Raw genomic sequence first — 14,070 nt, forward strand, 5'->3', positions numbered from 1 at the left:
GGAGGCGCACCACATTTTTTGCGCGATCCCCCCGTCTGGCTCTATCCTTAAGCCTATGAATAAAATTGCTGAACTCAAACGTGCCAAGCGACTGGCGCTCTCTCTGCTGCTGATCGCTGCCGCGACCTTCGTCATCACGCTGTTTTTGCCGCCTAACTTCTGGGTACTCGGGATCAAAGCGATTGCCGAAGCGGCGATGGTGGGCGCGCTGGCGGACTGGTTTGCCGTGGTGGCGCTTTTTCGCCGGGTGCCGATCCCGTTTATCTCGCAACACACGGCTATTATCCCGCGCAATAAGGATCGGATCGGCGAAAATCTTGGTCAGTTTGTACAAGAGAAATTCCTCGATACCCAGTCGCTGATAGCCCTGATCCGCCGCCATGAACCGGCGCTGTTGATCGGCAACTGGTTCAGCCAGCCGGAAAACGCCCAGCGCATCGGCCAGCATCTGTTGCAGATCATGAGCGGTTTTCTCGAACTGACCGACGACTCGCGCATTCAGCGGCTGATCAAGCGGGCGGTGCACAAGGCTATCGACAAGGTCGATCTCTCCGGAACCAGCGCGCTGATGCTGGAAAGCATGACCAAAAACAATCGCCATCAGGTGCTGCTCGATACGCTGATCGCCCAACTGATCGCCCTGCTCCAGCGCGACAGCTCACGAGCGTTTATCGCCAGACAAGTAGTGCACTGGCTGGAAACCGAACATCCGCTGAAAGCGAAGATCCTGCCAACCGAATGGCTGGGCGAGCACAGCGCCGAGCTGGTGTCTGATGCCGTTAACTCCTTGCTGGATGACATCAGCCACGATCGCGCGCATCAGATCCGCCATGCCTTCGATCGCGCTACATTTAAGCTCATCGATAAGCTCAAACACGATCCGGAAATGGCCGCGCGGGCCGAAAGCCTGAAAAGCTATCTGAAGGAAGATGAAGCCTTCAACCGTTATCTTGGCGAGCTGTGGGCAGACCTGCGTCAGTGGGTGAAAACTGACATTAACGCAGATGATTCCCGCGTGAAGCAGCGCATCGCCAGCGCCGGCCAGTGGTTCGGCGAAACGCTGGTAGCCGACAGCGCCCTGCGTGCCTCACTAAATGGGCATCTGGAGCAGGCCGCGCATAAGGTAGCGCCAGAGTTCGCCACCTTCCTGACGCGCCATATTAGCGACACGGTGAAAAGTTGGGATGCACGCGATATGTCGCAGCAAATTGAGTTAAACATCGGTAAAGATTTGCAGTTTATTCGCGTCAACGGCACGTTGGTTGGCGGTTCAATCGGGCTGGTGTTATATCTGTTGTCGCAAATTCCGTCCCTGCTGACGCTGGCGAATTTTTAAGGAGAAAGATTCAATGACGATGAACATCCGCATTTTTTCCCTGCGCGAAACACCTGAAAAGCTGCACGAGATCACCGCTTACTTTCAGCAGCAATGGGCCTCAGAAGACTCCATGGCGGTATACGAGGATGCATTGCGCCGTTGTATTGGCGCAAAGAATCCGCTACCGCAGTGGTACTGGCTACAGGATGGTGGCAGCATTGTTGGCTGTGCTGGATTGATCACCAATGATTTTATTAGTCGCGGCGAACTGTGGCCGTGGCTATGCGCGCTCTATATCGATCCTCGCTATCGTGGTCACGGTCTGGCGTTTCGCCTGATCGAACATATTGCACAGCAGGCCAGACAGCTGGGTTTTACGCAGCTCCATCTGTGTACTGACCTGGAAGGTTTATACGAGAAAGTAGGGTTTTACTTCAACGGGCCGGGCTATCATCCGTGGGGAGAAGCCTCGCGGGTCTACAGCCGTAACCTTTGATGGCATTCAGCGTTACGCGGTTTTATTTTTACTTTTCATTATCATTTACGCATGTAATATAACAATTATCAGCTAACAGCGCGAAATGAGAGTCCGTATGCCCCAGGGAAGCCCAGATTCAAATCGCCATGCCATCAGTGTCGCGCTCTTTGGCATGCTGGTCTTAACGCTGGGCATGGGGATTGGGCGCTTTCTGTATACGCCAATGCTGCCGGTACTGCTGTCAGAAGGTCAATTTACGTTTGACCAACTCTCGTGGATTGCCAGCGCCAACTACGCCGGGTATCTGGCGGGAAGCCTGCTCTTCTCCTTTGGGCTCTTTCATCTCCCCTCACGCTTACGTCCAATGTTGCTAACGTCCGCGCTCGCTACCGCAGGGCTGATTCTGGCGATGGCCAGCTTAACGCAGCCCGCGCTGGTGATGCTGATCCGCTTTCTGGCGGGCGTCGCCAGTGCCGGTATGATGATCTTTGGCTCGATGATCGTTCTGCATCATACCCGGCATCCCTTCGTGATCGCGGCGTTGTTCTCCGGCGTTGGCGCAGGCATTTTGCTGGGCAATGAATATGTCATTAGCGGTCTGCATTTTGCGCTGTCCTCGCACACGCTCTGGCTGGGCGCGGCGGCAACCTCGGCTCTGTTCTTTGTGCTACTGGTTATACTCCTGCCATCTCGCGACCACGTGCTCCCCGCCGCGGCCCCGGTAAAAACAGAGCATCAGCCTATGTCCTGGTGGCTGCTGGCGCTGCTGTACGGGCTGGCCGGATTTGGCTACATCATTGTCGCCACCTACCTGCCGCTAATGGCGAAAAGTGCCGGCTCGCCGCTGTTGACTGCCCATCTCTGGTCGCTGGTCGGCATATCGATAATTCCGGGGTGTTTCGCCTGGCTGTGGGCCGCCCGACGCTGGGGAGTATTGCAATGCCTGACGGCGAATTTGCTGATTCAAAGCGCCTGCGTGCTCATGACGCTCGCCAGCGGCTCTTTGCCGCTGCTGGTGATAAGCAGCATGGGTTTTGGCGCAACGTTTATGGGAACCACTTCACTGGTGATGCCGCTTGCCCGACAACTTAGCGTACCGCGCAATATTAATCTGCTGGGCCTGGTCACTCTGACTTACGGCATTGGGCAAATACTTGGTCCGCTATTAACCAGCCTGCTGGGAAGCGGCGCACTGGCGATCGTTAACGCCACGGTGTGCGGCGCCGTCGCGTTGTTTATTGCGGCACTTATCAGCCTCACGCAATTATACAAACAGCGTTTCGCCTCGCCAAAAAGGGTATAACCGGCAACCTTCTAAAGAAGGTATATTCGGATTAGTCCGCAATTAAATGTCAACATTTAATAAACCTAAAATAATCGGTAATTACCCGCCAGACAATTTATAATTCCCGTCCGTTCATTTATAAACTCAATTTAAAATGCGTAAAAATGGACATGTTAATTCAACATCAACACTATCTTCGGGAAAATACATGTCGTGGTTTAAAAAATATTACTGGGGTTGATTATTTTGGCGGGTTTAATTGGCACGCTAAAGGATTATAAAGACTTTGGCCTGTTTGGCGCACTGGGATTGTTTATTATCTTCCTGTTATCAACAACATTTTTATGGCAATGGGCCTCTGGCAGGTTACCGGAGATAACAAAGTTACATGCCATACTTATTTTACTGGCCAGCGCGATAGCCTCTATTTTTGTTATCAATATGGCCGTTGCCGGAAATTTGCATGTGGATTTAATGGAGGTCATGCGCGTTACCATTACGCATAATCCACTTTTTTATCTGATTCTCTGCGTGGTTGCATGGGTAAAAGTGGGCATCTGGCAATGGCTGTTAAGCGGTGTACAGCAGGAAGATAGTCAGCCGGTTTAAACGCTGGCAGATATAAAAAAGGCGTCTTAACCAGGACGCCTTTTTCATAACAGAACAAAAAGTTAGAACTGATAGGTCAGACCCGCAGCAACCTGGTTATCGCTGTCTTTACCTTCGAGCAGGTTAATTTTATAACCTACATCAGCCACGATGTTTTTGTTGAAGTAGTAGTCTGTACCCAGCGCGACGTATTCGGTCAGGTCATTATTGTTGTTATCACGCGCGTGGACGTAAGCCACGTTCGGACGCAGACCAAAATCAAACACATACGCGGCCATCGCTTCAAAGTGCTCAGCTTTGTCCGCATCCTGAATCAGGTTGTGGGACTCTCCGTACATAGTCGCTACATAGATAGCATTAGCATCATATTTCAGACCCGCGCCCCAGAACTCTGCGTTTTCGCCATTCCAACCTTTTTGTTTCTGCTGAGCAGTCACAGAACTGTTGGTATAGGCCGCAATTGCAGATATGCCAGAATCCGCAATGTTGTCATAACCCAGGGAGAAGCCGTAGCCATTGCCGTGTTGTTTCGTCGGATCCTTATTGGTATCGTCCTGACCCTGATATTGCGCGCCAACATTCAGACCATCAACGGCACCGAACAGATTTTTGGTGCGAAGTGTTGCAACGCCAGAAGTGCGTGTAGTAAGGAAGCGGTCAGTATTTTCAAAGGAGTCACCGCCGAACTCTGAGAGAGTATCAGTATAAGCTCCCACATCGTAAGCGATACCATAGTTACGACCATAGTCAAAACTGACGTCATGACCATAATCCAGGCCAGCAAACGCCAGACGTGTATTAACGCCATTCTGCGAACCTTCTGCTTTAGCGGCATCAAACTGACTTTCAAATTGCCCGTAACCGGTCAGTTGATCGTTGATTTGCGTCTCACCGCGAAAACCCAGACGTGCGTAGGTTTCATCAGCATTAGTACCATCAGTCCAGGAATGGGCTGCTTTTACTTTGCCGTAGAGATCCAGCTTGTTGCCATCTTTATTATAAATTTCCGCTGCATGAACGGAGGTTACCCCTAATGCCATTACAGCTAATGCCACTACTGACTTTTTCATGTTATTACTCACTTTTAATTGTGAATTTGGCTATCAACTTTGTTATGCAGGCAGAATACCTGCATAAAAAAGTCCCCTATGGATTAAGGGGCAATACCAATAACACACCAAAAAAAATACCAATGAAGGTAATAATGAAGTGGCAAGACATAATTCATTTTTGGATTTTCAATCAAAACCGGACAGCGATAATTACTCGAGACTTTCACTCTCATTAACTGAGCGATGCAACATTAATGCTTCAGCAATAATATCTTGTTTACTTTTACGGGTTTCAAATGCCAGCGTTCGCACATATTCCCACAAAGAGGTATCGACACGGGCACTTAAAAGAACCATATCTTTTGATCGGGTCCCTCTGGGTTTTCGAATATCGGGATAGTCTCGAGATGGCATTTTCAACTCCTGAACGTAATAACACGCTTATGGCGATGAAATATGCAGTTAGTGTAAAAACATGTCAACGGTAAAATACAGTCATAATAGTAATGAAAGTGTTAATAAACCAATGAAGAATGGAACGATATTTCAAATGAAAGATAACTTGTTTATGGAATAATGTGTAATGCTAGCTTTACGAATATTGGCTTTTATTCATTTGATTAAAAAAGCATGAAACATTCACATCAACTATATCACCAATCAAAACATCATTACGACCAATAAGTTACGCACCGTTATTAATGTCTACATTTACGCGAACCGCTTGTTTTTATGTGTAGTTATGCCGGTAAACCTTATCCTGATTACTGCAGAGATCGCGTTGATTCTCACTTAACCCAGACCCGTTTTGTCTAAAAATAAGCACGGAAAGGTAAAAATAAGGTAAATAACACATTTTTTCGCATGCGAAAATAAGTTGTTTTTAATTGATTTAAATCAATTTGCACCGCACAAAGGGGACGAAAAAATGTTCATCCGAGGCGATGGAAACAATTTTTTACGTGACTTTCAGAACGTGAAAAGCGGCCCTGCCGGGCAATGAATGAGGATGCGGAAAACGCGGTGCGGGCCGCAATAGCCCGCGTATGAGAGGAAGGGAAATCAGGCGTTAACTTTATCCAGCGGCCAGGAATCAAACAGATAACCATCAAAATCAATGTCATCGACATTTGAAAACTCCAGCAGACGCTGTTTGACGTTTTCCAGATGCTGCCACATGGCCAGCTTGGCCGCGCGGGCATCTTTTTTGATTAATGCAGCCAGGATCTGTTTATGGTCGCCCATCCACTCTTTCCGGTAGTGGGTATCGTCGAGGTGGCTATGGAGCTGGATCCACATCGGGTTGTTCTCACGCCACTGCCATGACTGGCGAAACAGCTCCACCAGCATGCTGTTATGCGTGGCTTCAGCTATGGCGAGATGGAACTGCATGTCGCCGCTTTCAGAACCGTTCGGCTCGCTGGAAGCCAGCTCCCGCTCTTCCAGTTGCAACGCCTGGCGCATTTTGACGATATCTTCGCGGGTAGCCTGCAGCGCGGCAAATTCGGCAATGTTGCTTTCCAGCAGCTGTCGCGCCTGCAACAGTTCAAACGGGCCCGCATCATTGCAATGATTTGCATCCGTACTGTCGATAGTCTGCGCATCCGCATTGTCGAGCACGTAGATCCCGGCTCCGCGGCGCACGTCCACCAGGCCTTTAATTTCCAGCATGATTAACGCTTCGCGAACCACCGTGCGAGTGACATTGAGCATCTCGGCAATTTCACGCTCTGGCGGCAAGCGTTCACCGGGCTGGTACGGCGTCTGGACAATCAGATCGCGGATCATGGCACCCACTTCCTGGTAGGGTCTTTGCTGAGAAGTGTTCGATTTCATCGTGTTATGTCCGTCAGATGCGTGTAATCAGATACGGGGAATAGGTATCGAACTATAGCATTTGCGGGAAGGCAAAAACAGAAAACGGGTCAACCAAACCAATATTTTGATTGACCCGTCATAGTTCGGAAGTTATGCGTCAGCGCTTAATGCCGCAACGCACTCACGTGCGCCGTGTTCACATAGCTGTTGATACGTCGCGATAATGGTCTCCACAAAGCCGGCGTTTTCCGCCAGGTCATGACCAAAAATGCCAGACAGCCCCAGCAGCGCCGTCACGCGCTCGGCGCCCTGGTACTGTTGGTTAATGTGCTGGAATTCAGCCAGCATAGGGTCGACAACATCAATGGCCTGCCCTTGCTCATCCACACCGTGGGTGTAGCGCATCCAGCCCGCCACGCCCAGCGCCAGGTGACGCCAGCCGCTGGCGTTTTGCAGGTGCAGACGCACCGGATCCAGCAGGCGCTGCGGCAGTTTCTGGCTGCCGTCCATCGCAATCTGCCAGGTACGGTGGCGCAGAGACGGGTTGCTGAAACGCTCGATCAGCAGTGTCGCGTAGGCGTTGAGATCGGTGCCTTCCGGCATCGAGAGCGTCGGCGCCTGCTCCTGCATCATCAGCGCAAACGCAGCTTTGCGGTACGCCGGATTGGTCATGGTATCGGCGATGGTTTCATAGCCGCCGAGATAGCCCAGATATGCGAGGAAAGAGTGGCTGCCGTTGAGCATGCGCAGTTTCATCATTTCAAACGGCACCACGTCGGCCACGAACTGTGCGCCAACCTTGTCCCAGTCAGGACGACCGTTGACAAAATTGTCTTCAATTACCCACTGACGGAACGGCTCACAGGCGATAGCACATGGATCGTAAACGCCCAACTGGTCGGCAATCTCCTGCAACGTTTCCGGCGTCGCCGCCGGAACAATGCGGTCGACCATAGTGCACGGGAAAGTCGCATTAGCTTCAATCCACTGCGCCAGCTGCGGGTCGCGCGCCTGCGCCAGCCCCAGTACTGCGACTTTCGCCACATGCCCATTTTCACGCACGTTATCGCAGGACATCACGGTAAAAGCCGCCAGCCCCTGCTCACGGCGCAGGTACAGCGCTTGTACGATGTAACCAATCGCCGATTTCGGCGCGGTCGGATTCGCCAGATCGTGTTTAATCAGCGGGTTATTGAGATCTAACTGACCGCTGGCCGCATCGGTGCAGTAGCCTTTTTCGGTGACCGTCAGCGAAACAATTGCCGTCTGCGGGCGCGCCATCGCCTGTAAAATACCGTCACAGCCGTCAAGATCCGGGTGCAGCGCTTCTTTCATTGACCCGATCACTTTCAGCACGGTGTTGTCCGCGCCTTTTTCCGCCACGGTATACAGCAGTTGCTGCTTGCGCAGATTTTCAATCAGTACGCAGTCGTTACCCGGCATCAGGTTAACTTCACAGATCCCCCAGTCGCTGTCAGTGGTTTCCAGCAAATGATGGGTGTACAGCGCCTGATGCGCGCGGTGAAAAGCGCCACATCCCAGGTGAACAATGCGGGATTGCAAGCGCGAGCGGTCCCATGCAGGGCGCGCAACCGGCAGGTCGCTATTGGCAATTGTCGTTGTCATCGTGAACTCCAGAACCCGTTGAAAGGCCAACGGATGAGAAAAGAAAAAGCCGGCCAGACAGGTGGCCGGCAACTCGCTTTAGCGGCTGAAGAAAGCGCGCTGGATAGCCATCTCAACGCCGCGCACTTCCGCCAGCCCTTTCAGGCGACCAATCGCGGAGTAGCCTGGGTTGGTTTTCTTTTTCAGATCGTCCAGCATCTGGTGGCCATGGTCCGGACGCATCGGGATCAGATCCTCTTTACCCTCGGCTTTACGGCGTTGTTCTTCTTCAACGATCGCTTTCACCACCTCGTACATGTCGACATCGCCATTAAGATGCGCCGCCTCATGGAAGGTTTTCGGGTTATCTTCACGCAGCGTGGAGCGCAGATGGGTGAAGTAAATGCGTGGGCCAAACTGTTTGATCATGTCGACCAGATCGTTGTCCGCCCGCACGCCATAGGAGCCGGTGCACATGGTGAAACCGTTCGCCATGCTGTTGACCGTATCGACCATCCACTGCATATCTTCCACGGTGGAAACAATGCGCGGCAGGCCAAGGATCGGGCGCGGCGGATCGTCCGGGTGTACCGCCATGCGTACGCCAGCTTCTTCCGCCACCGGAATAATCGCCTTCAGGAAGACGGCGAAATTCTCACGCAGCGCGGCTTTGTCGATATCTTTGTAGCGCGCAAGATGCTGGCGGAACTGGTCGAGGGTGTAGCCCTCTTCCGCACCCGGCAGACCGGCGATGATGTTGCGGGTCAGACGCGCTTTGTCTTCATCGCTCATGGTGGCGAAGCGTTCATTTGCCTGAGCAATCTCTTCGGCGGTGTAGTCCGCTTCCGCGCCCGGACGCTGGAGGATATGCAGCTCAAAGGCGGCAAACTCAATCTGGTCAAAACGCAGCGCTTTGGAGCCGTCCGGCAGAACGTATTCCAGGTCGGTACGGGTCCAGTCGAGAACCGGCATGAAGTTGTAGCACACGGTACGAATACCGCACTGAGCCAGGTTACGCAGGCTTTGCTGGTAGTTGGCGATCCACTGCAGATAGTTGCCGGAACGGGTTTTAATGTCTTCGTGGATCGGCACGCTTTCGACGACCGACCAGACCAGGCCCGCCTGCTCAATAATGGCTTTGCGTTTTAGGATCTCATCAACCGTCCACACTTCCCCGTTCGGGATATGGTGCAAGGCGGTGACAACGCCTGTGGCACCCGCCTGACGTACATCCGCTAAGGTGACCGGATCGTTAGGACCATACCAGCGCCATGTCTGTTCCATGTTTTATTCCTCGTTACGTTATGGACTCGACGATATGGCACATAAATTCCTCCTTTTGGTATGACATGTCAACCTGAAGCTTAAAATTGGTTAACCAAATCACGATTTATTCTATTGAGATCGCCATTTTACGGCCCTGTTGCTCAGTAATAACGTAAACATGTAACGCAATGTGACATTCATCGCATCAATGGTTAACCAATATATGTAACATCTCAACCAAAATCATAATAGTTCAACCAATAAAGGTAGACGTTATATGCACGTTCTCAATATTCTGTGGGTCGTATTCGGCATCGGTCTGATGCTGGTGCTCAATCTAAGATTCAAAATAAACTCGATGGTCGCCCTGCTGCTGGCGGCGCTCTCGGTCGGTATGCTGGCGGGTATGGATTTAATGGAGCTGCTGCACACCATGAAATCCGGCTTTGGCAGCACGCTGGGTGAACTGGCGATTATCGTGGTATTCGGGGCGGTCATCGGTAAGCTGATGGTTGATTCCGGGGCGGCGCATCAGATTGCCCATACGCTGCTGGCGCGCCTCGGCCTGCGCTATGTGCAGCTGTCGGTAATCATTATTGGTCTGATCTTCGGCCTGGCGATGTTCTATGAAGTGGCATTTATTATGCTGGCGCCGCTGGTGATCGTCATTGCAGCAGAAGCGAAGATCCCGTTCCTCAAGCTGGCGATTCCTGCCGTAGCCGCCGCCACCACCGCCCACTCGCTGTTCCCACCACAGCCGGGTCCGGTGGCGCTGGTTAACGCCTACGGCGCGGACATGGGCATGGTCTACATCTACGGTATTCTGGTGACTATTCCGAGTGTGATCTGCGCCGGGCTTATCCTGCCGAAGTTCCTCGGCAACCTCGATCGCCCAACGCCGTCATTCATGAAGGCCGACGTACCGGTTGACCAGAATAACCTGCCATCCTTCGGTGTTTCTATCCTGGTGCCGCTGATCCCGGCGATCATCATGATCTCCACCACCATCGCCAACATCTGGCTGGTGAAAGGGACGCAGGCGTGGGAAGTGGTCAACTTCTTAGGCTCTTCACCGATTGCAATGTTTATCGCCATGGTTGTCGCCTTCGTGCTGTTTGGTACCGCGCGTGGTCACGACATGCAGTGGGTGATGAATGCCTTTGAAAACGCGGTGAAAAGCATCGCCATGGTGATCCTGATCATCGGCGCGGGCGGCGTACTGAAGCAGACCATTATTGATACCGGCATTGGCGATACCATCGGCATGCTGATGTCACACGGCAATATCTCTCCGTACATCATGGCGTGGTTGATAACCGTGCTGATTCGTCTGGCAACGGGTCAGGGCGTAGTCTCAGCCATGACGGCTGCAGGGATTATTAGCGCCGCCATTCTCGACCCGGCAACCGGCCAACTGGTGGGCGTCGATCCGGCGTTACTGGTACTGGCAACGGCGGCGGGCTCCAACACCCTGACCCATATCAACGATGCCTCGTTCTGGCTGTTCAAAGGCTACTTTGACCTGTCGGTGAAGGATACGCTGAAAACCTGGGGTCTGCTGGAGCTGGTGAACTCCGTGGTTGGCCTGATTATCGTATTGATCATCAGCATGATTGCATAACGTCGATACCGCTCTGGCCCGCAGCGCCAGAGCGGTTATCCATCCTATCCTGCCTCAACAATCCTCAATAATCAGATACACCGCCTTCACCGGGCCATGCACTCCAACCACCTTGATAAGCTCAATATCCGCCGTCGAGCTGGGTCCACTGATGATGTTAATGCACGATGGCATACGCTCACCGGCCTGCGCCTTCTGATGCAGTTTTTCTGCCAGTTGCGCCACGCGCGGCAGGATAGTGCTTTTACGCAGCACGAAAATTGAGGATTCCGGCAACAGGCTCAGGGAACGCCCGCGCTCCGGCGCGGAAAACAGCACCACGCCGCCGGACTCGGTCAGGCCATACTCAGCATACACCACGCCCACTTTCGCCTTTTCAGCCTGGGTAATATTTTCGCTGCCACGCGCCGGATCCCAGACCACGGCGTTGCATTCCTGTTGCAAGCGTTCGGTAATGCCCAGTGCCGCCAGCCGGCTGTCGCCGCTCAGCACCACCGGCTGCTGACCCAATTCTTCGCACAGACGGAGCGCCGCGTCTGCGGCCTGATCTTCGCGAGTCAGCTCACAGCGAGCCAGCATCACTTCACTGGCAAACTGGACAAACGCATCGCAGCGCTGCTGCGGGCTAAGTTCGGTCAGGCGCTCGTTAGCATAGTTGTTAACCGGCGCGACATCCGCTTGCGGTTCGAAGCGCAGCGGGCGACCCAGCGCCTGGGCGATGGTATTTAAAAACGCGGTACGGTTATCCATTCTTTTTCTCCTGCGCCTGATGTTTCTTAAACCAGCTACGGAAGCTCTCGCCGTCGGCATCAGGCAGATCGCGCGCCTCCATCCAGTCACCAATCGCGCCAACCTTGAGCGGCGTTTTGCCGCCATTGATAAACCAGCTCGCCGCATGTGCGCCCGCCATCATCCCGACTTTCCACAGCCCCGGATGGCTATTGGCGAAGGCGAACATTTTGATCGCCCGTCGCTCGGCTTTCGGCGTAATGCCCTCCTCGACCATCACCCGGCGATGACGCAGGATCAGTTTTGACAGCGGAATCTTAACCGGACAAACGCTGTCACAGGCCGTGCATAATGAACAGGCGTATGGCAGATCTTTAAAATCTTTATAGCCGCCGAGCAGCGGAGAGATCACCGCGCCGATAGGGCCGGGATAGATAGAACCATAACCGTGTCCGCCAATGTGGCGGTACGCCGGGCAGGTGTTCATACAAGCCCCGCAGCGGATGCAGCGCAGCACATCGCGAAACTCTGAGCCCAGCACCTGCGAGCGGCCGTTATCGACAATCACCAGATGGAACTCTTCCGGGCCGTCGACGTTATCCGCCTCGCGTGGGCCGGTCAGCCAGGTGTTGTAGCCCGTCAGACGTGCGCCCACAGCGCTGCGCGCCAGCATGGTGATCAGCACATCCACCTCGGCAAAGGTCGGCGCGATACGCTCCATGCCCATCACCGCAATGTGCGTTTTCGGCAGCGTGGTACACATGCGCGCGTTGCCTTCGTTGGTCACCAGGCAAACAGAGCCGGTTTCCGCCACGGCAAAGTTACAGCCGGTAATACCGATTTCGGCACTGAGGAAATCCTCGCGGATCTTTTGGCGAATGAATAAGGTCATCGCCTCTGGCGTTTCCGGGCCGTCATAACCCAGACGTTCGTTCAGCACGCGGCGGATCTGGTACCGATCTTTATGAATAGCCGGGACCACGACGTGCGAAGGCGGATCCTGATCCAACTGCAGGATATATTCTCCGAGATCGGTTTCGATCACCTGAATTCCCGCATCCTGCAGCACATGGTTGACGCCGATCTCTTCGGTCACCATCGACTTGGACTTCACCACCTTCTTCGCATTTTTACTCTGCGCAACCTGCAAAATGTAGCGGGTGGCGTCTTCTTTGGTTTTGGCGAAATAGACGTGCCCGCCGTTTTCCGTCACTTTCTCGGAGAGTTGATACAGGTAAGCATCGAGGTTGCTCAGAACGTGATCGCGGATCTGGCTGGCACGATCGCGCCAGTCTTCCCAGTGGCCTAGCTCATCAACCATTTTCTGCCGATTCGCACCAATACGCTCCTGCGCGTTGGCCACGGCTTTGCGCATGATCGGATCTTCGATCTGCTGACGAATGCGCAGTTTAAATTCTACATCGCTGGTTTTTATCGACATCTCTTTCCCCTCAGCGGCTCATCAGCACTTCAGCAATATGCATCACTTTGACCGGCTGGCCTTCGCGTTGCAGTCGGCCGCCAATATTCAGCAGGCAGCTGACGTCAGCGCCGATCAAAAACTCCGGCTTCGCATCCATCAGATGTAAAACTTTCTCTTTCACCATCTCGCCGGAGATCTCGGCCATCTTGACCGAGAACGTCCCGCCAAAGCCGCAGCAGGTGTCCTGATCGGCAAACGTCAACAGCTCCAGTCCGCGCACGTTTTTCAGCAGCGTGAGCGGCTCTTCCTTCACCCCCAGTTTGCGGGTCAGGCTACAGGAAGGGTGATACACAGCGCGGCCCTGTAGGCTGGCACCCACGTCCACCACACCCAGTTTGTTGACGATAAAAGAGGTGAGATCCTGCATACGTCCGGCAACCTTCTCGGCGCGCAGCGCCCATTCAGGCTCATCCGCCAGATACGTCGGGTAGCTTTTTACCGCGTAGGTGCAGGAGCCTGCCGGGGAGATAATCGGATCGTCGTTGTCTTCCAGGGCGGCGATCAGGTTTTTCATCCCGGGGATCGCCTCTTTGATGTAACCGCTGTTGATGGCTGGCTGACCGCAACACCCTTGCTTCTCGGGGAAATTAACGCGACAACCCAGTTTTTCCAGCAGCAATACGGAGTCTCGTGCCATCCGTGATTTCAGTGCGTCACCAATACAGGTAACAAAGAAATTTACATTCACAATAACTACTCCATTGCTTCATTTCTGTTTATTGCGCTTGATATCGCGATATCAAACAAATGTTCATTCGTATTTCATGCCCAGTTTTTCTGTTTGCTGGTTTTACCAATACCTGGGT

Annotated in this window: 13 protein-coding genes; 5 read left to right on the plus strand and 8 right to left on the minus strand. The window is 53.1% G+C overall.

Annotated elements, in window-relative coordinates; genetic code table 11:
* Window positions 1-55 precede the first annotated feature (55 nt).
* The 4 genes from OGV98_RS20785 (at window position 56) to OGV98_RS20800 (ending at window position 3,690) form a co-directional block, all read left to right on the plus strand.
* Window positions 56-1,336 (plus strand): DUF445 domain-containing protein, encoded by a 1,281-nt coding sequence (locus OGV98_RS20785; protein WP_048233973.1) that lies wholly within the window; start codon window positions 56-58, stop codon window positions 1,334-1,336.
* Between the two features lie 13 nt (window positions 1,337-1,349).
* Entirely contained in the window at window positions 1,350-1,814 is a 465-nt protein-coding gene (locus OGV98_RS20790; RefSeq protein ID WP_202580805.1) for a GNAT family N-acetyltransferase, read from the plus strand.
* Between the two features lie 97 nt (window positions 1,815-1,911).
* Complete coding sequence (locus OGV98_RS20795; protein ID WP_202580806.1) at window positions 1,912-3,099, plus strand: MFS transporter; 1,188 nt, start codon at window positions 1,912-1,914, stop codon at window positions 3,097-3,099.
* Between the two features lie 228 nt (window positions 3,100-3,327).
* Window positions 3,328-3,690, plus strand: coding sequence for a hypothetical protein (locus tag OGV98_RS20800; RefSeq protein WP_237665906.1), 363 nt, complete (start codon window positions 3,328-3,330; stop codon window positions 3,688-3,690).
* A 62-nt stretch (window positions 3,691-3,752) separates the two neighbouring features.
* Here the strand turns inward: OGV98_RS20800 and OGV98_RS20805 are convergent, their stop codons facing one another.
* The 5 genes from OGV98_RS20805 to uxuA all read right to left on the minus strand — a co-directional run bounded on the left by OGV98_RS20805 (window position 3,753) and on the right by uxuA (window position 9,449).
* Complete coding sequence (locus tag OGV98_RS20805) at window positions 3,753-4,760, minus strand: porin (protein ID WP_202580807.1); 1,008 nt, start codon at window positions 4,758-4,760, stop codon at window positions 3,753-3,755.
* Between the two features lie 192 nt (window positions 4,761-4,952).
* On the minus strand, window positions 4,953-5,156 hold the full coding sequence (locus tag OGV98_RS20810; RefSeq protein WP_008322159.1) for a hypothetical protein: 204 nt from the start codon (window positions 5,154-5,156) through the stop codon (window positions 4,953-4,955).
* A gap of 648 nt (window positions 5,157-5,804) precedes the next feature.
* On the minus strand, window positions 5,805-6,578 hold the full coding sequence (uxuR, locus tag OGV98_RS20815) for a Uxu operon transcriptional regulator (protein ID WP_003033268.1): 774 nt from the start codon (window positions 6,576-6,578) through the stop codon (window positions 5,805-5,807).
* 132 nt (window positions 6,579-6,710) lie between these two features.
* Entirely contained in the window at window positions 6,711-8,186 is a 1,476-nt protein-coding gene (locus OGV98_RS20820) for a fructuronate reductase (protein ID WP_003837172.1), read from the minus strand.
* A 78-nt stretch (window positions 8,187-8,264) separates the two neighbouring features.
* Window positions 8,265-9,449, minus strand: coding sequence for a mannonate dehydratase (gene uxuA / locus OGV98_RS20825; protein ID WP_003837169.1), 1,185 nt, complete (start codon window positions 9,447-9,449; stop codon window positions 8,265-8,267).
* A 259-nt stretch (window positions 9,450-9,708) separates the two neighbouring features.
* On the opposite strand from uxuA, the gene gntP reads away from it, so the two are divergent.
* Complete coding sequence (gene gntP, locus OGV98_RS20830; protein ID WP_003033260.1) at window positions 9,709-11,052, plus strand: gluconate permease GntP; 1,344 nt, start codon at window positions 9,709-9,711, stop codon at window positions 11,050-11,052.
* Between the two features lie 54 nt (window positions 11,053-11,106).
* Here the strand turns inward: gntP and OGV98_RS20835 are convergent, their stop codons facing one another.
* The 3 genes from OGV98_RS20835 to OGV98_RS20845 are packed head-to-tail and all read right to left on the minus strand — an operon-like array spanning window position 11,107 to window position 13,952.
* Complete coding sequence (locus OGV98_RS20835; RefSeq protein WP_003837166.1) at window positions 11,107-11,802, minus strand: LutC/YkgG family protein; 696 nt, start codon at window positions 11,800-11,802, stop codon at window positions 11,107-11,109.
* Complete coding sequence (locus OGV98_RS20840) at window positions 11,795-13,222, minus strand: LutB/LldF family L-lactate oxidation iron-sulfur protein (RefSeq protein ID WP_202580808.1); 1,428 nt, start codon at window positions 13,220-13,222, stop codon at window positions 11,795-11,797. The genes OGV98_RS20835 and OGV98_RS20840 overlap by 8 nt, the downstream gene beginning before the upstream one ends.
* Before the next feature lie 10 nt (window positions 13,223-13,232).
* Window positions 13,233-13,952, minus strand: a complete 720-nt coding sequence (locus OGV98_RS20845) for a (Fe-S)-binding protein (protein ID WP_003845579.1) — start codon at window positions 13,950-13,952, stop codon at window positions 13,233-13,235.
* Window positions 13,953-14,070 lie beyond the last annotated feature (118 nt).

The sequence above is a fragment of the Citrobacter sp. Cf136 genome, assembly GCF_030333815.1.
GTDB lineage: Bacteria > Pseudomonadota > Gammaproteobacteria > Enterobacterales > Enterobacteriaceae > Citrobacter > Citrobacter freundii.